We start from the raw sequence: 22,396 nt of genomic DNA, 5'->3' as shown, positions 1-22,396 counted from the left end.
AATAGGGCGAGAAGTCCTACGAACGACGTGTTACAGCTCGTCGCGGCGGCTCAGAGCGAGGTGTCGTGCAGCACGATGTGCTCGTCGAGCGCGGCGCGGCCGACGTCGAGGCGGTTCACCGCGGCGTCGGGGTCGGCGGTGCCGAACGAGATGCCGTAGAGCAGCTTGCGGTCGGCGGGCAGGCCGAGGTGGGCGCGGACGGTGTCGGCGAAGAGGCCGTGCATGCCCTGGGGTACGCCGTGGTAGCCGCGGGCGGTGAGGGAGAGCAGGAAGTTCTGGGCGTACATGCCGACGTCGTTGGCAGCGCGTACGACATCGCCGAGCTCCGGAACGAAGAGCAGGGCCACGTGGGGCGCACCGTAGAAGCGGAGGTTCTCGGCGACGGCCTTGGTGCGGCCGTCGACGTCCTCGCGGGCGATGCCCAGGGCGCCGTAGAGGACGGCCCCGGTCTGCTGCGACCGCTGGACGTGGACGCTGTCGTCGTCACCGTACGTCGTGGTGAAGTCGGGACTCATCTGGCCGGCCTCGAACGCCTTGAGCATCGCCTCGCTGAGGCGCTCGCGGGCCTCACCGGAGAAGACGTGGACCTCCCACGGCTGGGTGTTGCTGTGCGACGGGGCGCGCTGGGCGTCCTCGAGCACACCGCGGATGTCGTCGGCGGGCACCGGGTCGGGCAGGAAGGCTCGCGCGGAGCGGCGCGAGCGGATCACGTCCGTGAAGGTGTCGACGGCGGTCGTGGTCACAAGAAGTTCCTCTCAGGTCTGCCGAGGCCGACGGCCTCGATCCACTCCTGACCCAAGACGGAGGGACTCTCCGGTATTCCTGGGGCGGTGCCGAGGTGGCCCATCACACAATCCGGGGGCTACCCGGTTCGGGTGATACCCGGGGATCGGACGGAGGCCTTTATCGGGGTGCGACGAAGACTCGAGATCCGACCTATCCGAGGGGGAAACCCATGATCCGAAAGCTCGTCTGTGCGGTCGCGGCGGGGGTGGCCGCGGCGGCGCTCTGGTCGATGCCGGCCTCGTCTGCACCGTTGCTGCAGCTCTCCGGCGCGATCTTCACCACCGACGTAACCGGCGCGCCCGTCAACCTCAACCACTATGCCGCCAAGCAGGACGTCTATCTCAACGGCGGTCCCGGCATCAACGCGCCCGATGACGCGGCCGGCCTGCCTGCCGGGATCTATGCCTTCCAGGTGACCGATCCCTCCGGCAAGACGCTGCTCTCCACCGATCCCGTCGGATGCCGCCGGGTCGAGGTCGACGCCAGCGGCCGCTTCGTCAGCGTCGCGCCGAGCGGTGCGTGCGCTCACGCGACCGGCACCGACGCGGAGGACGGCGGGATCACCGTGCAGCTGTTCCCCTACCTCGACACCCCGAACAACGGTGGCGAGTACAAGGTCTGGCTGACGCCGTACGACGCGCTCGACTCCACCGCTCCGGGCAACCGGCACGGTTTCGTCCCGTCCGACAGCAAGACCGACAACTTCAAGGTCAAGGCACGGGCGATCGTCGAGATCGACACCCGGTTCTCACGCGACGGTGGACCGTTCATCGATGGTCTGGCTGCCGAGTGGACCGACACCCTGGGTGCGCACAACGTGAAGTACTCCGAGTACAACCCGGCGGTCCTCGCGTTCCACGAGGCGCACGTCGAGGCGGCTGAGGCGGGTCTGCACAAGATCACCGTGACCGACCAGGTCGGCTGCGAGCTCGACGACGTGCACTACGCCGGGCAGACGTTCACGCCCGACGCGAACGGCTCGGTCACCGTTCCGGTCCAGGTCAAGAAGCACATGAGTGGGGACCACACCTACTGGGTGACCGTGCACTGCGTGTGAGGCGCTGCGTCTGACCCTCTGATCCGGTCACCGCGATCATCAACCTAGCATTTGCTTGGTAGGCGTTCTAGACTGCCGCACATGGCAGTCGAGATCGACTTCAGCGGCAAGGTGGTCGCGGTGACCGGTGGCGCGCGCGGAGTGGGCGCCGGGATCGTCGCGCGGTTCCTGGCGGCGGGAGCGGAGGTCGAGATATGTGGCCGCTCGACTCCCGATGATCTGCCCGTCGTGGACGGGCGCAAGCCGGTGTTCTCGCAGGTCGACGTGCGGGACCCGGAGCAGGTCGCGGCGTGGATCGCCGCGATCACCTCGCGGCTCGGGCGGCTCGACGTGGTCGTCAACAACGCCGGCGGCGCGCCCTACGCCGACTTCGCGACCGCGTCGCCGCGGTTCCACGAGAAGATCTCGGCGCTCAACTTCCTGGCCACCGCCTACGTCAGCCAGGCGGCGTACGAGGCGTTGACGGCCTCACGCGGATCCATCATCAACATCAGCTCGATCTCGGCACGGCGGCCCAGTCCCGGGACCGCGGTCTACGGGGCCGCGAAGGCGGCCGTCGAGAGCCTGACCGGGTCGCTCGCGGTCGAGTGGGCTCCGGACGTACGCGTCAACGCAGTCTCCTGCGGGCTCGTCGCCACGCCGGGGTCCGAGGACCACTACGGCAGCCCGGAGCAACGGGCCGCGGTGGCCGCGACCATCCCGCGCGGCGTCTTCGCGACGCCCGAGGAGGTCGGTGACGCCTGCCTTCTGCTCGCCTCCCCGCTCGCCGCGCACATCACCGGCGCCGTCCTCGCCGTCGACGGCGGCGGCGAGTGGCCCGCCTTCCTCCAGCACACCCCCAACTCCTGAGGAGCCCCCATGCCTGAAGCCGTCATCGTCTCCGCCGCCCGCTCACCCATCGGCCGCGCCTTCAAGGGATCGCTCAAGGACCTGCGTCCCGACGAGCTGGCCGAGCAGATCGTACGCAGCGCCGTCTCGTCGGTTCCGGAGCTGGACCCGACGCAGATCGACGACCTGATGATGGGCTGTGCCCAGCCCGCGGGGGAGCAGGGCTACAACATCGGACGGGTCGTCGGCGTACGGCTGGGTCTGGACGCCGTGCCCGGCACCACCGTCCACCGCTACTGCGCGTCGTCGCTGCAGACCACCCGGATGGCCTTCCATGCGATCCGCGCGGGGGAGGGGGACGCGTTCGTCTCCGCCGGGGTGGAGTGCGTGTCCCGCTACGAGCGCGGCAAGGCCGACGGGATGCCGGACACCAAGGCCGAGGAGTTCCTCAAGGCGGGCGAGCGCGGTGCCGCGCGGGTGGCCGCGGGCGAGGCCTGGACCGACCCTCGCGAGTCCGGCGACCTGCCCGACTACCACCTCGCGATGGGCGAGACCGCCGAGAACGTCGCGGAGATGTACGGCATCACGCGCGAGGCGCAGGACGAGTGGGGCGTACGTTCCCAGAACCGCGCCGAGGCCGCCGCCGTCCGAGGCTTCTGGGAGCGGGACATCACCCCGGTGACGCTGCCGTCCGGTGAGGTCGTCGCCACCGACGACGGCCCGCGAGCCGGGGTCACGCTCGAGAAGGTCGCCGGCCTCAAGCCGGTCTTCCGCGAGAACGGCACCATCACCGCCGGCAACTGCTGTCCGCTGAACGACGGCGCGGCCGCGCTGGTGATCATGAGCGACGTACGTGCCGCTGAGCTCGGCATCACACCCCTGGCCCGGATCGTGTCGACCGGAGTCTCCGGGCTCTCGCCGGAGATCATGGGCCTCGGGCCGGTCGAGGCCTCCCGCCAGGCGCTCGCTCGCGCGGGGCTCACTCCCGACGACATCGACCTGGTGGAGATGAACGAGGCCTTCGCCGCCCAGGTGCTGCCCAGCATCGCCCAGATCGGCCTCGACCCCGAGCGGGTCAACGTCAACGGCGGCGCGATCGCCCTCGGCCACCCCTTCGGCTCCACCGGGGCCCGCCTCACGACCACGCTTCTCCACGGCCTGCAGGAGACCGGCGGCCGCTACGGCCTCGAGACCATGTGTGCCGCCGGCGGCCAAGGCATGGCGCTGGTCATCGAGCGGCTGGGCTGAGCAGGCGTGTAACACGTCGTTCGTAGGACTACTCGCCCTATCAGATAGGGCGAGTAGTCCTACGAACGACGTGTTACACAGCCGCTTGGCCGTCGACCAGCAGGGGATCAGACGCTGCGGCGACCCAGGTGGATGACGGCGACGGTGATGCGGCGCTCCTCGACCACGTAGACGATGCGGTAGCGGCCGACGCGGAGGCGGTAGCGGTCCTTCCCCCAGGCGTAGGCGCCGATGTCGCGCGGGGTCTCGGTCAGGGTGTCGACGGTGTCGAAGACCTGGATCAGGCCGATGGGGTCGTCGTCGACGTACGCCTCGGCCGACTGCAACGCCTCGTCGGCCCAGACGACCTGATAGGTCACTCGCCGGCGTGGCGGTCGAGACCGAGGGCGCGGCGGGCCTCGGCGTGCGGGGTGTAGCTGACCTCGCCGAGCTCGCGGCGCAGGGAGTAGCGCGCGAGGGCGAGATCGTCCTCGAGATCCTCGATGCGCCGCTCGTGATCGTTGAGGTAGGCGCGGATGGCCTCGCGGGCGACCTCCTGCTTCGACCGGTTCTCCGTCCTGGCACGGTCGGTCAGCAGCCGGTCGTCGGCCTCGCTGAGTCGCAGAGTCATAGCCATGGACCCACTGTAACCCGAAGTGGTATCACGCGGTATCGTACGCGTGTCGGATCGTCGAGTTTCACCCTGGGGGAAGTCCAATATGACGCTGACCGCGCTCTATCTGCTCGTCGCACTCGGAGCGGGGCTGGTCGCGATGTTCCTCAAACTCCCGCCGCTGGTCGGCTTCCTGGCCGCCGGGTTCGGGCTGCACGCCGCCGGCGTCGGTGAGATGGCGGGGCTGCACACGCTGGCCGATCTCGGCGTCACGCTGCTCCTGTTCGGCATCGGCCTCAAGCTCGACGTGAGATCGCTGCTCCGGCCCGACGTCTGGCTGAGCACCTTCGCCCACCTCGGCTTCAGCGTCATCATCGGGGTCGGCCTGCTGGCCGGCATCGCGCCGCTCGGGTTCGCGCTCCTCGCCGACGCCGACCTGGGCGAGATGGCGTTGATCGCCTTCGTGCTCTCCTTCTCCTCGACCGTCTTCGCGATCAAGGTGCTCGAGGAGCGCCACGACAACAACACCCTCTACGGCCGGATCGCGATCGGCGTGCTGGTCATGCAGGACATCGTCGCGGTGGTGTTCCTGACCATCTCCAAGGGCCACTGGCCCTCCCCGTGGGTGTTCGCGCTGGTGCTGCTTCTCCCGGGTGCCTGGCTCGCCCACCGGATCTGGGACCGGATCACCTCCGCCGAGCTGACCGCGCTCTTCGGCCTGGCGATCGCGCTCGTGCCGGGCTACTGGCTCTTCGAGGCAGTGGGGCTCAAGGGCGACCTCGGGGCGCTGGTGGTCGGCGTACTCCTCGGGTCGCATGCCAAGGCGCCGGCGCTGGCCAAGCTGCTGTTCAGCACCAAGGAGCTCCTGCTCATCGCGTTCTTCCTGAGCATCGGGCTGACCGGGGTGCCCTCGCTCGAGGACCTGGCGCTGGCCAGCGTGCTCCAGATCCTGCTGCCGCTCCAGGCCGTTGCGTACGTCGTGATCTTCGCGTTCATGGGGCTGCGCTACCGCACCGCGACGCTCGCCTCGTTCACGCTGACCAACTACTCCGAGTTCGGGCTGATCGTGATCGTCATCGCCTCCGCGACCGGGCTGGCGTCGGCCCAGTGGCAGACCGTGCTCGCGGTCGCGACCTCACTCTCGTTCCTGGTTGCCGCGGTCTTCAACGTGTACGCCGCGAAGCTCATCAACCTGCTCAACCGCCGGCTTCCGGAGCGGAGGCCCGAGCGGCTCCAGGAGGCGGACCGGCCGATCAACCTCGGTGACGCCAAGGCGCTGGTGGTCGGGATGGGCCGGGTGGGGCGTACGACCTACGAGGAGCTGCGCGACGCCCAGGGCTACCAGGTCCTGGCTGTCGAGCACGACTCGCTGCGGGCCGACTCGCTCAAGCAGGAGGGCTTCGACGTGGTCGAGGCCGACGCCACCGACCAGGACTTCTGGGAGCGGGTCAAGAAGGGCACCGGCATGGAGCTGGTCGTCCTCACCATGCCCTTCCACGGCGACAACCTGCTCGCCATGGACCTGCTCCAGAAGCTCGGCTTCACGGGCACCGTGGCCGCCATCGCCCTGCGCCCCGAGGAGCGCGACGAGCTCAAGAAGCGCGGCGCCCACGCCGTCCTGAACCTGTACGCCTCCGCCGGCTCCGACCTCGCCGAGAAGGCACTCCGGGTCAACCAGGAGCGCCGTCTCTCTGCGTGAGTTGTGAAGCTGAGAGTGACCCATAGGTCACTCTCAGCTTCACAACTCGGGTCAGCCCAGCAGGTTGTAGCCCGACAGTGCACCCAGGTAGGTGCGGGTCACGCCGGTGCCGGTGCTGTTGCGCTCCAGCGCATAGATGTAGCTGCCCGACCGCACGATCAGGTCGCCGCCCGAGCCGGCCCGCAGATCGCGCACGCCGAGTACCGCGTCATAGCCGGACAGGTTGATCGACAGGGTCTGCGTGGAGACCAGGCCGCCGGGTCCGTTGCTCTCGTGGACGACGGTGCTGGTGCCGTTGACGAAGAGCACGTCGGGGGTGTTGCCGCTGTTCCAGCGCCCGACGCCGACCAGGCGGGTGCCCGAGGCCGAGGACTTCATGGTGATCGAGGCGCCGACCTTGGTCGAGCCCTTGCCCGGCCACAGCTTGATCGTGCCGCCGGAGGTGCGGCCCATCAGGTCCGGATAGCCGTCGCCGGTGACGTCGCCGACCGCGTCGATGACGCTGACCGTGCCGAGGCCGGTCGCGATCGTGACGGGGCTGGTGAACTTGCCGGTGCCGTAGCCCCGGTAGAGGCGGACGGAACCGTCGGACATCTTCGCCAGGAAGTCGCCCTTGCCGTCGCGGTTCCAGTCACCGGCGTTCATCAGTGCGGTGGCGCTCGTCAGGGTGATGCCGCTGTCGACCGGCGCGGCCAGGCTGACCCGACCGCTGTTCGGCTTGACGTAGAGCGTCGAGCCGGACTTCATCACCAGGTCCGGGAGGCTGTTGCCGACGAGGTTGACCGCGCCGACGATGGTGCGGTTGATGTCCGCGTACGGCCCCAACGGCTTGCCGAAGCCCGAGCCCGAGGCCGGGTAGATCCAGCCGCGGTTGGACGAGTCGCGGCCGATCAGGTCGCCGCGGCCGTCGCCGGTGAAGTCGCCGTAGCCGCTGATCTGGGCCAGCGAGGACCAGGACGGGCTCTGGGTCGCGAGCTTGATCGGCGAGCCGAACGTACCGCTGCCGGACCCCTTGAAGTAGTAGAGCGCCCCGGACTTGCGGCCGATCAGGTCGCGCTTGCGGTCCTTGTTGACGTCGCCGGTCGCGGCGAGCTTGTCGAAGCCGCTCAGCGAGCGCGTCGTGCCCGTCCGGGTGAACCCGCCGGCGCCGTTGCCGGTGTAGCGGACCAGGTAGCCCTTCGCGTTCTTGCCGACCAGGTCGTTGGCCGAGGTGCCGCCGATGTTGCCGGTCGCGGTGATCTTGGAGACCCCGTAGAACGTGCTCTTGCCGAGGTTCTTGAAGACCGCCGCGAAGGTGCCGTCGCCGCGGCCCTTGCGGATGCCGGCCGAGCCGTCGGTGCGGACCTGGACCAGGTCGGCCTTGCCGTCGCCGGTGATGTCCGGGGTGACGACGGCCTCGCGCACGGTGCTGCCGACCGTCGTGGACGTCTTGGTCGAGTTGAACCCGGCGAACCCGCCCGTGCGCAGCGTGAAGATCCGGCCGTCGGATGCCCGTCGTGCCACGAAGTCGGAGTGGCTCGTGCCGGCGATGTGGGACTCCAGGTCGCGGCCGCTCCAGCTCTTCTGGAGGCTGGCGGCGAGCGTACGGATGGCGGGGAGCTTGGCTTGGAGGTTCGCGCCCGGGCAGACGGTGGTGCCCGCGTCGCGGTGGCCATTGATCGCGTGCGGGAAGACCGTCTTGGTGCCGTCGGTCTTGGTCAGCGCCACGTTGGTGGCGTTGGCGGTGACGCCGTGGAGCGAGAGCTTCCAGGCGTAGAGAGAGCCGTACGCCTGGATCATCGCGTCCGTGGGCTGGTTCTGCGTCGAGCCGGTGTCGTCGGGGCAGCCGGCCGCGACCGTGTCGAAGCAGCCGAGCGCCGAAGCGCCGAAGCTGTCGTAGTTGTAGCCGCTGGTGTGGGCGCCCTCGACCGGCAGCGCGACGCCGCCGTGGCGGCCCTCCCAGATGCGGCCGAACTTGTCGACGAAGAAGTTGTAGCCGACGTCGCGGTAGCCGCGGGTGGTCACGTGGAACTCGTAGATGCCCCGGATGATGCTGGGCACGTCCGTCTCGGTGTAGGCGTTGGTGCCCGCGGTGTGGTGGACGAAACCGCCGTGGATCGCGCGGTAGCTCGGGGCCGTCTGCTCGCGGATCGTCTCGTCGGCGCCCCACTGCGCACGGCTGTAGATCGTCGGGCTCGAGGTGTAGGTGGACGCGACCAGGTTGAGGTCGGAGTCCTTGCTGCCCTTGTGGACGTTGGTCGCCCGCGGCTTGTCCTTGTCGGTCTCGATGTCGGGAAGCTCGGAGACCGTGTCCTCGGGCTTGCCCGGCTCGATCACCGCGAGCTCGAGGTCGCCGGGGATCTCAGCAGCGTCAGGGATGATGATCCGGGTCTGCACCTGGTCGACATGCCCGGCCAGGAACTCGTCGGTGCCTGGGCGGACACCCTTCGCCTCGGCGGTGCCCGCGTCCGGACCGTGGTCCTCGACATCGACCACCATCGGGTTCCACGACGACCACACGTCGTCCTTCAGGGTGCGGATCTCGGGGCGTACGTCGTCGGCGATCTCACCGGACCAGGTCACGCCGACGACACCGAAGCCGGTGACGTCCTGTGGTTCGCTCTTGATGACGTTGGTGCGGGGCTTGTCGACCTTCGTCGCGTGCTCGGTCGCCTTGCCGGTCGAGGTGGTCAGTGCGACCTCCTCGACGTGAGACTTCACCGAACCGGCGGGGAGGGTGGACGGCTCCCTGTTCGCGGCCTCGAATGCGGCCAGCGGGCCGGACGTGGTCGGTTCGGCGGTGGCGGAGTTCAGCGTCAGGGGGATCGCCACTGCGGCCGCGCCGAGAATGAGGGTGGTGCCGGAGATGGACGCGATCTTGGCGCGTCGGGGCATCGAAGCCTCCGTGGGGGAAGTAAAGAACGGGCTGAGGAAACCTATACCCCCGCGGGGTGGGGTGTCTCACCTATATCGAGTTGTCGCGCAGATCCGTCTTCAGGACCTTGCCGCTGGCGTTGCGCGGAAGGCTGTCGACCAGGACGTACGCCCTCGGCTGCTTGTAGTTGGCGAGGCGGTCCTTGAGCCAGGTCGCGATCGAGTCGGCGCTCAGGTCGTCGCTCACGACGACGAAGGCCTTGCCCACCTGACCGAGGCGGGCGTCGGGGACGCCGATGACCGCGGCCTCGACGATCCCAGGGTGGCCGGCGAGGGTGTTCTCGACCTCGGCCGGATAGACGTTGAAGCCACCGACGGTGAACATGTCCTTGATCCGGTCGGTGATCTTCAGGCAGCCGTGCTCGTCGAGGAAGCCGACATCGCCGGTGTGGAGCCAGCCGTCCTCGTCGATCGCCTCGGCGGTCGCCTCGGGGTTCTCGAAGTAGCCGAGCATGACGTTGTCGCCGCGGATCCAGACCTCGCCGTCCTCGCCCGGCTCCGCGTCGTCGCCGGCCGCGGTGACCGTGCGGATCTCCAGACCCTCGACCGCCGGCCCGACCACCTTGGCCACGTGCTCCGGATCCTCGCCGGGACGGGTGGTGGTGGCGACCATGCACTCGGTCAGGCCGTACGCACCCTTGACCTCGTCGATCCCGAGGATGTCGCGCATGTCGGCGAAGAGGCTCTCCGGGACGCTCGCGGCGCCGGCGATCGCGAAGCGCAGCGAGGAGAGGTCGTACGCCTTCAGGTCGGGGTGGTTGATGAGCGTGGTGAAGATCGTGGGAGCGCCGGGGAGGACCGTGATCCGCGCGTCCTGGATCAGCTGCAGCGCCTGCGTCGGGTCGTAGGTCGCGATCGGGTAGACCGTCGCGCCCGAGGTGAACGCCGCGATGAAGCCCGCCTTGTAGCCGAAGCCGTGGAAGAACGGGTTGACGATGGCGTAGCGGTCCCGCGTGGTGAGCTCGGCGCCGCGCGCCCAGACGTCGGCGACGCCGAGCGTCTGCCGCTGGGCGCTCATCACGCCCTTCGGCCTCCCGGTGGTGCCGGAGGTGAACAACAGGTCGGCGAGGGTGTCGGGGGTGACCGACGCTTTCGCGTCCTCGAGCTGCTGGTCGGTCGTGTCCTCGCCTCTGGCGAGGAAGTCGTCCCAGTCACTCGCGAGGTCGACGATGGTGAGCAGGTGCTCCGGGAGCGGGCCGGCGTCGTGGAGCATCTGGACGTAGTCGGTGCCGAGGAAGCCGTTGACGGTGACCAGGGCGGTGGCGCGGGAGCGATCCAGGATCTCGCGCGCCTCATGGCCCCGGTAGCGGGTGTTGAGCGGCACCACGGCCGCTCCGATCGTCTGCGCACCGAGAACCGCGACCGGGAACTCCCAGCGGTTGGGCGCCCAGATCGCGACCCGGTCGCCGCTGCGTACGCCGCTGGCGAGGAAGGCGCGCGCGGCTCTGTCCGCTGCCTCGGCGAGCTCGGCGTAGGTGAGTGTCGTGGGGCCGTCGACGATCGCCGGGTGGTCGGCGTAGGTCTGCTTGGCCTTCTCGATCAGGGCGGGGATCGTGCGCGGGGTCACCCTCGCTAGCGTAGTTGAGCAACTGCTTGTTTGGTAGGCTTCGTCCATGACTGACACGGGGGTTGCGCCGAGAAGGCGGGGGACGGCGTCGGGGTCGTCGCGACGGGCCGAGCTGCTCACGCTGGCTGCCGAGATGTTCGCGACCAAGGGCTTCGCCCAGACGACCGTACGCGACATCGCAGACGCCGCCGGGATCCTGTCCGGCTCGCTCTACCACCACTTCCGGTCCAAGGAAGCGATGCTGACCGAGCTGCTCTCGGGGTTCCTCGACGGGCTCAACGCACGGTTCACCGAGATAGTCGAGAGCGGGGTCGACCCGCAGGCCGACCTGGACGGTCTGATCACGGAGTCGTTCCGGACGATCCATCGGGAGCGGCTGGCGGTGGCGCTCTACCAGAACGAGGCGTCCTTCCTGGCGACCGTAGAAGGCTTCGAGTTCGTCGCCGAGCGCTCACGCGACAACGAGGCGCTGTGGATCCGGGTCATCGAGGCCGGACAGGCCGCGGGAGCCTTCCAGGCCTCCCTCGATCCAGCGCTGACCTACCGGTTCATCCGTGACGGCGTCTGGTCCACCGTCTCCTGGTATCGCCCCGGCGGCCGCCACACCCCCGAGACCCTCGCGGAGCAGTATCTGAAGCTGCTCCACGCCGGCATCCTCGCCTGACCTGCCTCGCGGGGGAGAATCCGGTGCCACCCGGATGAGGGTTCTGGCAGTCTTGCGTCGACCATTACCGGGCCAAGGAGATCGCTGTGGGCCGTTGGGGTGCCTTCCTTTACTATCCGTCGGACCGCTCACCGGAGGAGCTCTACCCAGATCTCACGGCCGATCCGATGGGCGGGTGCATTGCAGGGTGGACCGCCTGGGACTTTGGTCGTTAGCTTCCTGATCACTTCGCGCAGGCCATCGCGGCAGCGTTCGGGGTGTCGTTGTTGGCGGCCGAGATCTGGGACAGCGATGCGGCGATGTTGACGTTCTGCGGCCATGGCAGCGAGCTTGCCTGGAGCACGCCGATCCATCAGGACATGTACGTCGACTATGTCGCCGGTCCAGGTCACGCGCCGTTCTACGACGACGGCACCCCGATGTCAGCGCAAGACGAGTCCGAGCTCAACGCGCAACGTGACCGGAAGGTCGAATCGGCGCGAGAGTGGGTCGCGAGGACCTTCCCGGTCGGTGAGGCGGCTGGTGAGCGGGCCGTGGATTGGGCCACCGCAACGGGTCTGTCTCCGCAGAGCGTCGAGCGGGTCGCGGCGGCGCTCGGCGGTGACAACGTATTCGTCGAAGAGACGGTCTGGGAGATCGCGGCGGCGCTAGGCATGTGCGTCGTGCGCGAGTAGCTGCGCTGATCCGGCGTCGCTGAGTCGGCTCGTCATGACGAGCCGACTCGGCGGGAGGGTTAGGGGACCTCTTTGAAGCGGAGGCCCTTGGGGTCTTCTGCCTCGATGATCTTCAGCTCGTCCGGGGTGGGCTCGCGGGTGAGGGGCGCGTCGGTGGCGTCGATCGGGAAACCGGTCGCCTCCTGGAGCTCCTCGGGCGTGACGCCGGGGTGGATCGAGTCGACCTTGATCAGGCCGCTCTCGTCGTAGCCGAAGACGGCAAGGTTGGTGACGACGACGCCGAGGTCGTGGAAGCGCCCGGCGGTGCCGGTAGCGCGGTCGTTGCCGACGCCGCTGGCGACGTCGACGCGGTCGACGAAGATCCGGGCGGAGTGCTTGGCGACCCAGTAGTCGACGCGGTGGTTGACGGTGTTGCCGGGGGCCCCGCGTACGCCGATCAGCTGGCGTTTCGGCCGCCGCCAGTCGCCGATCGAGGAGATGTTCTGGTTGCCGTGGCGGTCGATCTGGCTGGCTCCCATCATCGAGTGCCGGCGGCCGCTGGCGACGATGTCGAAGATGCTGCGGAACGGCACCCATGCCTCCGGGGTGCCGCCGGCCGCCGCGGTCTTCAGCAGCGGCGGAGCCTCGGCCATCATGAACGCCTCACCGTCGCTGAGCGCGAGCTCGGGAGTGTGGGTGGCCTTGGCCAGGCGTACGCCGATGGCCGGGACGATCCCGACGGCGTGGGCGAGCACCTCGCCGGAGCCCTTGAAGGCGTCCGAGACGGCGGCCACGCAGATGTCTGCTCGGCTGATCGTTTGCAGGGTCACAGGTAACGCTCCTCGAACTCGGTCCAGTCACTGTCGGAATCCGACTTGGCTGCGGCGACGTACGTCTTCTGGAACTCTTCGTCACGGCTGTAGTCGGGCTCGCAGCTGGTGAAGTGGGCGCCGCCTGGGGCCTCGACGACGTGGTTGACGAAGATCCGCGGGACCAGGAGCGTCTGCGGCGGGGCCTTGGCGGTCAGGTCGTCGGTGGAGACGATCTGCTCGACCGACATGATCGTGGTGTCGGCGGCCATCGCGAAGAGGTCGTCGAAGTAGGGGTCGGGGCCGAGGTACTGCCCGTTGCCGGCCGCGTCGGCGCGGTTGAGGTGGATGAGCGAGACGTCGAGGCGGAGCCCGGGGACGGCGACGTACTCCTCGTCGTCGTAGGGCGACTTCACCGTCTTGAGGTCGGGGTTCATCGCCATCACGTCGCTGCCGAGGCCCGCCCGGATGGGCTGGAACGAGAGCCGGTTCGCCCCGGCGCGAAGGCCGGCGACGAACATGCCCTCGTCGTACTCGCTCGTCTCCGGGATCTCGCCTCGCTCGCGGGCGCGGGTGAAGTTCGGGTCGAGCGGGATCGAGTCGAGGCTGACGAAGCCGTAGACCAGCTTGCGGATCCTCCCGGCCCGGGCCAGCAGGCCCACGTCGGGGCCACCGAACGCGACCACTGTGAGGTCCGTGATGTCGCTGCGGAGGATCTCCTTGACCAGCGCCATCGGCTTGCGGCGCGAGCCCCAGCCACCGATGCCGATGGTCATCCCGGACTCGAGTTTGCTGCTGACCTCGGTGAGGGGGAGTGTCTTGTTCACGTGTCTCCTCGGAAGAGCTGAGCGGTGGCGTGGGCGCGCTTGAAGTAGAGGTGGGCGTCGTGCTCCCAGGTGATCGCCACCCCGCCGTGGAGCTGGATCATCTCGGCCGCGACCTGCGAGAACGCATCGGAGCACCAGGTCTTGGCGGCGCGAATGAGACGTACGTCGGGTGTCGTCTGAGTCAGTTCCCACGCCGCTGCCCAGCTCATCGTCCGGGCGGTCTCGACCTGGACCAGCAGGTCGGCGCACCGGTGCTTGAGCGCCTGGAAGGAGCCGAGCGGGCGGCCGAACTGGTGGCGCTCCTTGAGATAGGCGACCGTACGCTCCAGCGCCTCGCGCGAGGCTCCGGCCTGAAGGGCGGTCATCATGGTGGCGCCGACGGTGGTGACGTACGCCGGGTCGACCGTGCCGACGGATTCATCCGGGTGGTCGTCGATCGTGACCGTCGCGAACCGCCAGGTCGGGTCCAGGGCCGGGGTCGGGGCGACCGTGGCCGCCGAAGGATCCACCGCGCGGACCTGGTCGCCGCGCAGCACGAGGAGGATCTCCGCGCCGGACGCGTCGATGACGAGATCGGATCCCGGAGTGGCGACCGCGGCCGTGGCGCCGCCGGCGATCCGCTTCAGCAGCTCGCCGGCCTGCGGGGTGTCGGCGGCAGTCAGGACCTGGGTCGCCAGCAGCGTGCCGACGAACGGCGAGGGCGTGAGCGTGGCACCGAGCTCCTCGAGGACGAGATGCGCCTCGATGTAGGAGCAGCCGACCCCGCCGTACCCCTCGGGGACCGCCAGCGCGGTCACCCCGATCTGCTCGGTGAGCGTCTGCCACAGGGTGGTGTCGTAGCCCTCGGGCCTGCTGATCGCTGCCCGCAGATCCATCGACGCGGCCCGCTTGGCGATCAGCGTGTGTACGGTCGCGACCAGGTCGGTCTGCTCCTCGGTGAGCGCGAACCTCATCGGCCCTCCACCAGCGACTCGAGGATCCGTGCACGATGCTCGGCCGGGGTGCCCCAGGCGCCGACCAGCGCGCGCACCTTCAGGATCCACAGGCTCAGGTCGAACTCGCGGGTGTAGCCGATCGCACCGTGGACCTGGAGCGCGGTGCGCGAGGCGAGGTACGCCGCATCGCCGGCTGCGACCTTGGCCGCAGAGACGTCTCGCGGGGCGAGGGTCAGGCTCGCGTTGTGCACCAGCGGGGCCGCGAAGTCCAGGGCGACGCGTACGTCCGCGAGCAGGTGCTTGACCGCCTGCTGGCCGCCGATCGGTTTGCCGAACTGGTGGCGTTGTTGGGCGTACGCGACGGTGTCCTGGAGCATCCTTCTGCCGGCTCCGAGGAGCTGGGCGCTGCAGGCCAGAGTTCCTAGATCCAGGGACTGACGTGCGTCGACGGTTGCGATCTGCTCGGTTGGAGTGAGGTCGAAGACGTGTCGTGTCGCGTCGACGGATTCATATCGGTCACCAGCCTCAGCGCGGTACAGCGCGGAGATGGTCGTGAGCGTGAAAGCGTGGTCGGCGACGTCCGCATCGAGCGCCCTGGGCGTCATCGGCTGGACCGCGAGCGTGGCGACGTTCTCGCCCGAGGCGATCCCGGCGAGCACCTTGGCCTCGTCGGCCTGTGTCAGCAGCCCCGGAAGGACGGCGACGGACTCGACCCAGGGGCCAGGAGCCCCGTGATACCCGAGCCGCTCGAACGCGACAGTGAGGTCGACGGCGGACGCACCCGAACCGTCATACTCCTCGGGCACGAGCAATCCCGCGACCCCCAGCTCCGCAAGGCGCTGCCACAGCGACAGCCCGAGTGCAGGGTCCCCATCAGCCCACGAACGTGCCGCGCCCGGAGTGTCGGCGGCCCCCAGCAGATCGTCGAGGGCGTCCGCGAACGCCGTCTGTTCCGGCGTACGTCCGAAACGCATGTGCCCCTCCTTGTGTGTCGCTGCATAGCGAGGCTACCAAGCAAATGCTTGGTCGTCGAGAGGTGTCCGAAAAGGATCGGAGCGCCGCCTGCGGGTTGCAGGCGGCGCTCCGACGGCGTCGTCAGCGAGGATCGACGAGAACGCGGCGTGAAGCTGGTGCGTATCTCGTCGTTCCGGCGTACTTGACGATCCAGTACCCCTTGGCCTGCACCGGGATCGACGTGCGGTACGTCCCGGTCGAGGCGGTGGTGAGCGTGCGCTTCAGCACGGGACCGGCTGTGCCCGCGGGGTCGAAGTAGATCTTCACCGTTGACCGTGCAAGAGGCCGCCAGCGCGGGCCTGCCGAGGTCTTCTTGACGGCCTTCAGGTCGCCGGTGAACGTGACCCGTGTGCCGCGAACGGGCGTCTTGGTGGACGCGTTGATCCTCGCCGAGGTCGCCTGCTTCGTGGTCACCAGCGCCTCTGACGGGGCGTATGAGGCCGACCCGGGATAGCGGGCGATCCAACGGCCAGGAGTGGTGACGGCGACAGAGTACGAGTAGGCCCCCGACGTGTTTGTCTTCACGGTCGCTCGGTATTGCGGTCCTGTCGTTCCGGCCGGATCGAAGTAGAGCTTCACGCCCAGGCCGGTGACCGGCCGCCAGGCGGGAGCCCAGGTGGCCGAGGCGAGGTTGACGGCCTTGACCGTGCCGCCGATCCGATGTCGGACGCTCGTGGTCGAAGCCGGGGGAGTCGCCCGAATGCTGGTCGCCGTCACCTTCTTCACGGTGATGGAGCCGACTGCAGTGCCGTTGAGGCTGATCGCGTAGGTCCCCGGCGGAGCCATGCCGTCGATCCAGATCGTTCCTCGGGCGGTGTACTTGTCGATGGTGTGGATGAGGTTCGGGCCGAACCTGTCACCGAAGCCCACCTTGCGCGGCGAGAAGGACATCTCGACAGTGCCGGACAACTGCTCCCAGTTCCAGCCGCCGATGTACTCGACATCGATGGGCAGGGCTACCGGCTTGGTGCCTACGGTGACGCTGCTCGGCGTGAAGACACGGGCTCTGACACTGCCCTCTCCGACCTTGATCGCGACGGTCTTCTCCCGGTAGCCCGTGCCCGTGTGCACTCGGATGTCTTCGGCCAAGGTGGCCGCGATCTCGGCCGCCGAACCGGCGTACTCGGCGCTGATGACGCCGCTCGATGCCGCCGTGAAGCTCGTGGAGAAGGTGCCTGTGGACGAGGAAGTCACTGTCGCGATCTTGCGCTTCGCCGCGGAGCCGGTGGGGTCGAGGTAGATGTCAACGGCGCGGTCGGCCGCCGGCGCGTAGCCGGAGCCGTCATCGGTAACCGTGATCGAGCCGAAGACCCTCACGGCCTTTCCTGACGGAGCGATTCGCGGAGCGACGTTCATCTCCATACGTACGTCACGCTTGAGCCCGAACTCGATCGTCTGAGGTGCGTCGAGATGGATCTCATGCTCCTGCCCGTCCTTGGTGATGATGACGTGCTGGTTCAAGGTGAGGGAAAATCGGCCGTCGGTGTTGAAGAGCGCGCCACGGGCGCGCGTACGGCTGCTGTTGACGGAGGCCAGTCTCCAGTCCGAGAGAGTCGACGACTCGCCCGCTCGGGCGATTGAGATCGTCGGCCGCTTCTCCGTCTCATCCACGAACCGGATCGCCGTGCCGTTGTGCTCGTAGTGCACGTCGACGACGACATTTTCCGCCGTTGCGTTCCACCATCCGAGGGCGTTGGCGGTCGCGTCCTGGACGCGGATCCTCGCCGTCACGACGGCGTCGCCGTCGGTGAACTCGCGGGTGACCTCGTTTATGACGGGGGCTGCCTTGGCGCGGTCCTGGGATACCGAGACAAGGCCCACGCCCGCAGCGAGTGCGAGTACGACGAGACCACTGAGGATGCGGGGCGTTCTCAACTTGCCACCGCCTTGCTCGCGGAGGACGCCGCCCAGTTCGTGGATCCGGCGAAGGCGAACGACCAGGTCCCCTTGCCCTTCTTGGGAACGATGACATCGAAGGTTCCGTTTGCCGAGACGTAGATGCTGCGCTGCAACGCCTTGGGCCTGGTGCCTGCGGGGTCGAAGTAGATCCGAAGCACCTCGCCGGGGACGGCCTGGGTGTTGCCGTACTCTCCGGGCGCCCGGAGAGTCCCGGAGAACCGGATGGTGGTCCTGGTCGTGGCGGCACTCTCGAGCGCGACCTGGGTCTTGGTCTTCACGATGAAGGATCCGAGCTTGACGTTGCCGAAGGTGAAGTCGTCGTACGCCGCCCCGCCCTCGCCGAAGTGTGCCCTCACACGGGCGGCTTCCAGGAACACCTCGTACTTCCCAGTGAGAGTCGGGGCAGGGCCACGGTTGGACATCATGGGCACGTTGATCCGCGTCGTGCCGGCTCCAGTCGGTGCGGAGACCTGTGCGGAGGTGGCCCCCGGTCCGTTGCCATCGGTCTGTTCAACCCGCAGTTCCACGATGTTGCTGGTGAACTCGAGCCGATCAGCCGTCGTCGACCACGTCAGATCGACCGGGACGGTGGTCGACGTCGCATTGCTGAGCGTGGCTGTCGACGGAATCCTGGCCGACACCGTGACTGTCGTGTCCGGCGACTTCGCGGTTTGCTGGTTGGTGCCTATCTGCCAGGTTGCCGCCGGCGTGGAACCGGCTGTGCCGGCCACCAGTACCAAGCCCGCAAGCACGCCGAGAAGGCGCGTGGGGGTGATTCTCATGAAGGCGTTGCTCCGAGTGTGTGCCCGAGCCCGGTAGGTCCGGGTGCAGCACGGATGGTGCCATACCCCGACCGGTGTGCAGGGGTGATTCCTTCACGTACGCCACTCGTCTGAGCAACAGTTCGCTAGCCGAGCCGGGGGAGGCCCAGGACCCGCTCGGCGACGATGTTGCGCTGGATCTGGTTGGTGCCGGCGTAGATCGGGCCACCGAGAGAGAACAGATAGCCGTCCGACCAGTGCGAAGGTAGCTCTGCATCCGGGCCGAGAAGGTCGAGCGCGGTCTCGTGGAGGTCCACGTCGAGCTCGGACCAGAAGAGCTTGTTGACCGAACCTTCCGCGCCGACCGAGCCGCCGGCCTCGACCCGCGTCACGGTGTCCCAGGTGTAGAGGCGGTAGGCCTCGGCACGGATCCAGGCGTCGACTACCCGGTCGTTGGCATGGGGCTGCGGGGCGTCGGCGTACAACGAGATCAGCCGCTCCGCCGCCGCCATGAACCGCCCGGGCGAACGCAGCGACAGACCCCGCTCGTTGCCCGCGGTCGACATCGCGACCTTCCAGCCGTCGCCGACGCCGCCGAGCACGTCCTCATCAGGCACGAAGACGTCGTCGAAGAAGATCTCCGCGAAACCGGGTGTGCCGTCGAGTTGGTCGATCGGGCGTACGGTGACGCCGTCGGCGTCGAGCGGAAACAGGAAGTACGTCAGGCCTCGGTGTCGCTCGGCCTGCGGGTCGCTCCGGAAGAGGCCGAATCCTCGGTCCGCGAAGGGGGCGCGGCTGCTCCAGGTCTTCTGGCCGTTGAGCCTCCAACCGCCCTCGACCTGCGTCGCGGACGCACGGAGCGAAGCCAGGTCGGACCCCGCCTCCGGCTCCGACCACGCCTGCGCCCAGACGAGCGTGCCGTCCGTCATGTCGCGCAGGTAGCGCTCCTTCTGCGCCTCGGTCCCGTGGCCGAAGATGATCGGTGCGAGCAGCGAGATGCCGTTCTGGCTGATCCTCGTCGGGGCGCCGGCGAGGTAGTACTCCTCCTCGAAGATGACCCACTCGGTCAGCGACGCGTCGCGACCGCCGTATGCCTCGGGCCAGGCCACCACCGACCACCGACCGGAGGCCAGCGTGCGCTCCCACTCCCGGTGGGCCACGGCTCCCTCGGCGGTGTCCATCGACGGCAGCCGGCCTGGGTTGTTGGCGGCGAGCCACTCGCGGGCCTCGAGGCGGAAAGCCTCCTCGGCCTCGGTGAATTCCAACGTCGTCACGACTTCATCGACCTCGCGTTCATCCCCGCGAGCGAGTCCTTGCCGACCTCGGCGTTGTGAGCGTGGGCGGCGTGGTGGAGGCCGAAGACCGAATCCATCCCGGCGCGCATCCCCATCAGGTCCTCGGCCTGGTTGACCGCCTTCTTCGCCAGCGCCAGCCCCAGTCGCGGCATCTCGGCGATCCGCCCCGCGAGTTCCAAGGTCTCGGTCTCGAGGTCGTCGCGGCGTACGACATGGTTGACCATGCCCCAGCGCTCGGCCTGCTCGGCGGAGAAGCGGCCGCCGGTGAAGAGCATCTCCTTGGCGGCGCGGGGGTTGGTGACCCACGGGTGGGCGAAGTACTCGACCCCGGGGATGCCCATCTTGACCACCGGGTCTGAGAAGAAGGCGTCGTCGGAGGCGACGATGAAGTCGCAGGACCAGGCCAGCATCAGGCCGCCGGCGATGCAGGCTCCTTGCACCATTGCGATCGTCGGCTTCGGCAGCTCGCGCCAGCGGCGGCACATGCCGAGGTAGACCTCGGACTCGCGCGCGAAGCGGGAGTCGACACCCTCCTTGCCGACGTGGTCCCACCACATCACGGCCTTGCGCTCGAAGCTCTCGTCGATGTCGCGGCCCGGCGTGCCGATGTCGTGGCCGGCGCAGAAGTGCTTGCCGTTGCCGCCGAGGACGATCACCTTGATCTCGTCGTCGTTGGTCGCTCGGGTGAACGCCTCGTCGAGCGCGTAGGTCACCTTCGAGTTCTGGGCGTTGCGGTATTCGGGGCGGTTCAGCCGCACCACCGCGACGGGTCCGTGGGTCTCGTACGTCACGACACTGGTCTCGGTTGGAGTGGCGCTCATGCCGCAGACGCTACCAAACAAGTGCTTGGTTTGGTAGGTTGTCGGGCATGGACCTGACCTACTCCGCCGAGGACGAGGCGTTCCGTGCCGAGGTGCGCGAGTGGCTGGCCGACCATCTGGTCGGCGAGTGGGCAGCGCTGCGCGGCACCGGCGGGAACGGCCGCGACCACGAGTCGTACGAGGGGCGGCTGGCGTGGAACCGCTACCTGGCCGAGCACGGCTGGACCTGCCTGGGCTGGCCCGAGGAGCACGGCGGACGCGGTCTGCCGCTGTTCCAGCAGGTGATCTTCCACGAGGAGTACGCCCGGGCCGACGCCCCGGTCCGGATCAACCATCTCGGCGAGGAGCTGCTCGGGCCCACCTTGATCGCCCACGGAACCGACGCTCAGAAGGAGCGGTTCCTGCCGAAGATCGTGGCGGTGGAGGAGCTGTGGTGCCAGGGCTACTCCGAGCCCGGAGCCGGGTCTGACCTGGCCGGGGTGCGGACCCGCGCACGTTTGGACGGCGACCGGTGGGTGGTGGACGGGCAGAAGGTCTGGACCTCGAACGCCCACCTGTCCGACTGGTGCTTCGTGGTGTGCCGGACCGAACCCGGGTCGTCGCGCCATCACGGGCTGTCCTATCTGCTGGTCCCGATGGCGCAGCCCGGTGTCGACGTACGCCCGATCGAGCAGCTCACCGGCACCTCCGAGTTCAACGAGGTCTTCTTCGGCGGCGCCGTGACCTCGGCCGACATGGTCGTCGGTGAGCCCGGCGACGGCTGGAAGGTCGCCATGGCGACCCTCGGGTTCGAGCGCGGGGTCTCCACGATCGGCCAGCAGGTCGGGTTCGCGCGCGAGCTGGAGACGGTCGAGGAGGCAGCCCGGGCTTCCGGTGTCATAGACGAGCCGGAGATCGCGCTACGGCTGAGCCAGGCCCATGTCGGGCTGGAGGTGCTCCGGCTGCACGCGCTGCGGACGCTCTCTGCGTACGACTCCGGCTCCTCGGGCCCCGAGGCGAGCGTCTCCAAGCTGCTCTGGGCGCGGTGGCACCGCGAGCTCGGTGAGCTGGCGATGGACGTCGTCGGGGTCGCCGGGCTGACCACCGGGGAGGGCTACGCGCTCGACCGGCTGCAGTCGCTCTACCTCTTCTCCCGCGCCGACACGATCTACGGCGGCTCGGACGAGATCCAACGGAACATCATCGCCGAGCGCGTGCTCGGCTTGCCACGAGAGGCCCGTGCATGAAGCCCGAACAGCCAGCCCCCGCGTACGTCCCCGGCCACTCGCTCCTGGACGGACGGGTCGTCGTCGTGACGGCTGCCGCCGGTGCGGGGATCGGGGCGGCGGTGGTGCGGAAGGTGCTCGAGGAGGGCGCGAAGGCGGTCGTCGTCTCCGACACCCACGAGCGCCGGCTCAAGGAGTCGCGCGATGCCCTTGCCGAGGAGTTCGGCGAGGGCCGGATCACGGCCGTGACCTGCGATGTCACGCAGGAGGACCAGGTCCAGGCGCTGCTCGGTGCCGCGGAGCCGTACGGCGGTGTCGACGTGATGATCAACAACGCCGGCCTGGGCGGGACCGCCTCGGTGCTGGAGATGACCGACGAGCAGTGGTCCCGCGTTCTCGACATCACCCTGACCGGGACGTTTCGGTGCGTTCGGGCGGTAGGGCAGCGGTTCGTGGCCGCCGGGAAGCGCGGCGTGATCGTCAACAACGCCTCCGTGATCGGCTGGCGTGCCCAGGAGGGGCAGGCGCACTACGCCGCGGCCAAGGCCGGGGTGATGGCGCTGACCCGCTCCGCCGCCGCCGACCTCGCTCCGCACGGGATCCGCGTCAACGCGGTCTCGCCGTCCCTGGCGATGCACCCGTTCCTCGAGAAGGTCACCTCGCCCGAGCTCCTGGTGGAGCTCAAGGGCCGCGAGGCGTTCGGCCGAGCCGCCGAGCCGTGGGAGGTCGCCAACGTCGTGGTCTTCCTGGCCAGCGACTACTCGTCCTACATGACCGGCGAGGTCGTCTCCGTCTCCAGCCAGCACGCCTGATCGAGAGGGTC

21 protein-coding genes are annotated in these 22,396 nt (G+C 68.7%); 8 read left to right on the top strand and 13 right to left on the bottom strand.

What is annotated here, in order from left to right; all coding sequences use genetic code 11:
- Nucleotides 1-50: 50 nt before the first annotated feature.
- Nucleotides 51-743 (bottom strand): nitroreductase, encoded by a 693-nt coding sequence (locus OG801_RS14100; RefSeq protein ID WP_355021848.1) that lies wholly within the window; start codon nucleotides 741-743, stop codon nucleotides 51-53.
- A gap of 212 nt (nucleotides 744-955) precedes the next feature.
- Here OG801_RS14100 and OG801_RS14095 point away from each other — a divergent pair, with 212 nt between their 5' ends.
- The 3 genes from OG801_RS14095 to OG801_RS14085 all read left to right on the top strand — a co-directional run bounded on the left by OG801_RS14095 (nucleotide 956) and on the right by OG801_RS14085 (nucleotide 3,919).
- Nucleotides 956-1,843, top strand: a complete 888-nt coding sequence (locus OG801_RS14095) for a hypothetical protein (RefSeq protein ID WP_406036173.1) — start codon at nucleotides 956-958, stop codon at nucleotides 1,841-1,843.
- A gap of 81 nt (nucleotides 1,844-1,924) precedes the next feature.
- A complete protein-coding gene (locus tag OG801_RS14090) occupies nucleotides 1,925-2,692 on the top strand; it encodes an SDR family oxidoreductase (RefSeq protein WP_355021850.1) in 768 nt (255 codons plus the stop codon).
- A 9-nt stretch (nucleotides 2,693-2,701) separates the two neighbouring features.
- A complete protein-coding gene (locus OG801_RS14085; RefSeq protein WP_406036172.1) occupies nucleotides 2,702-3,919 on the top strand; it encodes an acetyl-CoA C-acetyltransferase in 1,218 nt (405 codons plus the stop codon).
- A gap of 107 nt (nucleotides 3,920-4,026) precedes the next feature.
- Here OG801_RS14085 and OG801_RS14080 read toward each other — a convergent pair whose 3' ends face one another.
- Nucleotides 4,027-4,278: a type II toxin-antitoxin system RelE/ParE family toxin gene (locus tag OG801_RS14080; RefSeq protein ID WP_406036171.1), complete on the bottom strand. Its 252-nt coding sequence runs from the start codon at nucleotides 4,276-4,278 to the stop codon at nucleotides 4,027-4,029.
- Nucleotides 4,275-4,535 carry a hypothetical protein gene (locus OG801_RS14075; RefSeq protein ID WP_355022159.1) on the bottom strand — a complete coding sequence of 87 codons (261 nt, stop codon included), beginning with the start codon at nucleotides 4,533-4,535 and terminating at the stop codon, nucleotides 4,275-4,277. Before OG801_RS14075 ends, OG801_RS14080 begins: the two co-directional genes overlap by 4 nt.
- Nucleotides 4,536-4,617: 82 nt before the next feature.
- Here OG801_RS14075 and OG801_RS14070 point away from each other — a divergent pair, with 82 nt between their 5' ends.
- On the top strand, nucleotides 4,618-6,210 hold the full coding sequence (locus tag OG801_RS14070) for a cation:proton antiporter (RefSeq protein WP_406036170.1): 1,593 nt from the start codon (nucleotides 4,618-4,620) through the stop codon (nucleotides 6,208-6,210).
- A 51-nt stretch (nucleotides 6,211-6,261) separates the two neighbouring features.
- Here OG801_RS14070 and OG801_RS14065 read toward each other — a convergent pair whose 3' ends face one another.
- Together OG801_RS14065 and OG801_RS14060 are read right to left on the bottom strand one after the other, a co-directional pair.
- Nucleotides 6,262-9,084, bottom strand: a complete 2,823-nt coding sequence (locus tag OG801_RS14065) for an FG-GAP-like repeat-containing protein (protein WP_406036169.1) — start codon at nucleotides 9,082-9,084, stop codon at nucleotides 6,262-6,264.
- A 70-nt stretch (nucleotides 9,085-9,154) separates the two neighbouring features.
- Nucleotides 9,155-10,690 (bottom strand): FadD3 family acyl-CoA ligase, encoded by a 1,536-nt coding sequence (locus tag OG801_RS14060; RefSeq protein ID WP_406036168.1) that lies wholly within the window; start codon nucleotides 10,688-10,690, stop codon nucleotides 9,155-9,157.
- Between the two features lie 46 nt (nucleotides 10,691-10,736).
- On the opposite strand from OG801_RS14060, the gene OG801_RS14055 reads away from it, so the two are divergent.
- Together OG801_RS14055 and OG801_RS14050 are read left to right on the top strand one after the other, a co-directional pair.
- Entirely contained in the window at nucleotides 10,737-11,354 is a 618-nt protein-coding gene (locus tag OG801_RS14055; RefSeq protein WP_406036167.1) for a TetR/AcrR family transcriptional regulator, read from the top strand.
- 266 nt (nucleotides 11,355-11,620) lie between these two features.
- Nucleotides 11,621-12,028 (top strand): hypothetical protein, encoded by a 408-nt coding sequence (locus tag OG801_RS14050; RefSeq protein WP_406036166.1) that lies wholly within the window; start codon nucleotides 11,621-11,623, stop codon nucleotides 12,026-12,028.
- 59 nt (nucleotides 12,029-12,087) lie between these two features.
- Here the strand turns inward: OG801_RS14050 and OG801_RS14045 are convergent, their stop codons facing one another.
- From OG801_RS14045 to OG801_RS14010, 8 genes are all read right to left on the bottom strand, one after another.
- Nucleotides 12,088-12,837: a CoA-transferase subunit beta gene (locus OG801_RS14045; protein WP_406036165.1), complete on the bottom strand. Its 750-nt coding sequence runs from the start codon at nucleotides 12,835-12,837 to the stop codon at nucleotides 12,088-12,090.
- Complete coding sequence (locus tag OG801_RS14040; RefSeq protein WP_406036164.1) at nucleotides 12,834-13,643, bottom strand: CoA transferase subunit A; 810 nt, start codon at nucleotides 13,641-13,643, stop codon at nucleotides 12,834-12,836. Before OG801_RS14040 ends, OG801_RS14045 begins: the two co-directional genes overlap by 4 nt.
- Complete coding sequence (locus OG801_RS14035) at nucleotides 13,640-14,596, bottom strand: acyl-CoA dehydrogenase family protein (protein WP_406036163.1); 957 nt, start codon at nucleotides 14,594-14,596, stop codon at nucleotides 13,640-13,642. The genes OG801_RS14040 and OG801_RS14035 overlap by 4 nt, the downstream gene beginning before the upstream one ends.
- Nucleotides 14,593-15,552: an acyl-CoA dehydrogenase family protein gene (locus OG801_RS14030; protein ID WP_355017343.1), complete on the bottom strand. Its 960-nt coding sequence runs from the start codon at nucleotides 15,550-15,552 to the stop codon at nucleotides 14,593-14,595. Before OG801_RS14030 ends, OG801_RS14035 begins: the two co-directional genes overlap by 4 nt.
- Nucleotides 15,553-15,673: 121 nt before the next feature.
- Complete coding sequence (locus OG801_RS14025) at nucleotides 15,674-17,467, bottom strand: hypothetical protein (RefSeq protein ID WP_355017344.1); 1,794 nt, start codon at nucleotides 17,465-17,467, stop codon at nucleotides 15,674-15,676.
- The gene (locus tag OG801_RS14020; protein WP_355017345.1) at nucleotides 17,464-18,273 is read right to left on the bottom strand and encodes a hypothetical protein; all 810 of its coding nucleotides are present in this window, start codon (nucleotides 18,271-18,273) and stop codon (nucleotides 17,464-17,466) included. Before OG801_RS14020 ends, OG801_RS14025 begins: the two co-directional genes overlap by 4 nt.
- A 125-nt stretch (nucleotides 18,274-18,398) precedes the next feature.
- Nucleotides 18,399-19,526 carry an acyl-CoA dehydrogenase family protein gene (locus tag OG801_RS14015; RefSeq protein ID WP_406036162.1) on the bottom strand — a complete coding sequence of 376 codons (1,128 nt, stop codon included), beginning with the start codon at nucleotides 19,524-19,526 and terminating at the stop codon, nucleotides 18,399-18,401.
- Entirely contained in the window at nucleotides 19,523-20,368 is an 846-nt protein-coding gene (locus OG801_RS14010) for an enoyl-CoA hydratase (RefSeq protein ID WP_406036161.1), read from the bottom strand. The genes OG801_RS14015 and OG801_RS14010 overlap by 4 nt, the downstream gene beginning before the upstream one ends.
- Nucleotides 20,369-20,415: 47 nt before the next feature.
- Between OG801_RS14010 and OG801_RS14005 the strand changes: the two genes are divergently transcribed.
- Together OG801_RS14005 and OG801_RS14000 are read left to right on the top strand one after the other, a co-directional pair.
- Nucleotides 20,416-21,594, top strand: coding sequence for an acyl-CoA dehydrogenase family protein (locus tag OG801_RS14005; RefSeq protein ID WP_406036160.1), 1,179 nt, complete (start codon nucleotides 20,416-20,418; stop codon nucleotides 21,592-21,594).
- Nucleotides 21,591-22,385, top strand: coding sequence for an SDR family oxidoreductase (locus tag OG801_RS14000; RefSeq protein WP_406036159.1), 795 nt, complete (start codon nucleotides 21,591-21,593; stop codon nucleotides 22,383-22,385). Before OG801_RS14005 ends, OG801_RS14000 begins: the two co-directional genes overlap by 4 nt.
- Nucleotides 22,386-22,396: the final 11 nt, after the last annotated feature.

Origin of the sequence: Nocardioides sp. NBC_00163, assembly GCF_045206295.1 — a bacterium.
GTDB lineage: Bacteria > Actinomycetota > Actinomycetes > Propionibacteriales > Nocardioidaceae > Nocardioides.
Note: the sequence above shows the minus strand (reverse complement) of the source record. Positions and strands in the feature narration are given on the sequence as shown.

Coding starts and splice junctions, on each gene's coding strand:
- OG801_RS14095 (WP_406036173.1), top strand. CDS start 956: ATGATCCGAAAGCTCGTCTGTGCGGTCGCGGCGGGGGTGGCCGCGGCG.
- OG801_RS14090 (WP_355021850.1), top strand. CDS start 1,925: ATGGCAGTCGAGATCGACTTCAGCGGCAAGGTGGTCGCGGTGACCGGT.
- OG801_RS14085 (WP_406036172.1), top strand. CDS start 2,702: ATGCCTGAAGCCGTCATCGTCTCCGCCGCCCGCTCACCCATCGGCCGC.
- OG801_RS14075 (WP_355022159.1), bottom strand. CDS start 4,535: ATGGCTATGACTCTGCGACTCAGCGAGGCCGACGACCGGCTGCTGACC.
- OG801_RS14070 (WP_406036170.1), top strand. CDS start 4,618: ATGACGCTGACCGCGCTCTATCTGCTCGTCGCACTCGGAGCGGGGCTG.
- OG801_RS14065 (WP_406036169.1), bottom strand. CDS start 9,084: ATGCCCCGACGCGCCAAGATCGCGTCCATCTCCGGCACCACCCTCATT.
- OG801_RS14055 (WP_406036167.1), top strand. CDS start 10,737: ATGACTGACACGGGGGTTGCGCCGAGAAGGCGGGGGACGGCGTCGGGG.
- OG801_RS14035 (WP_406036163.1), bottom strand. CDS start 14,596: ATGAGGTTCGCGCTCACCGAGGAGCAGACCGACCTGGTCGCGACCGTA.
- OG801_RS14030 (WP_355017343.1), bottom strand. CDS start 15,552: ATGCGTTTCGGACGTACGCCGGAACAGACGGCGTTCGCGGACGCCCTC.
- OG801_RS14020 (WP_355017345.1), bottom strand. CDS start 18,273: ATGAGAATCACCCCCACGCGCCTTCTCGGCGTGCTTGCGGGCTTGGTA.
- OG801_RS14010 (WP_406036161.1), bottom strand. CDS start 20,368: ATGAGCGCCACTCCAACCGAGACCAGTGTCGTGACGTACGAGACCCAC.
- OG801_RS14005 (WP_406036160.1), top strand. CDS start 20,416: ATGGACCTGACCTACTCCGCCGAGGACGAGGCGTTCCGTGCCGAGGTG.
- OG801_RS14000 (WP_406036159.1), top strand. CDS start 21,591: ATGAAGCCCGAACAGCCAGCCCCCGCGTACGTCCCCGGCCACTCGCTC.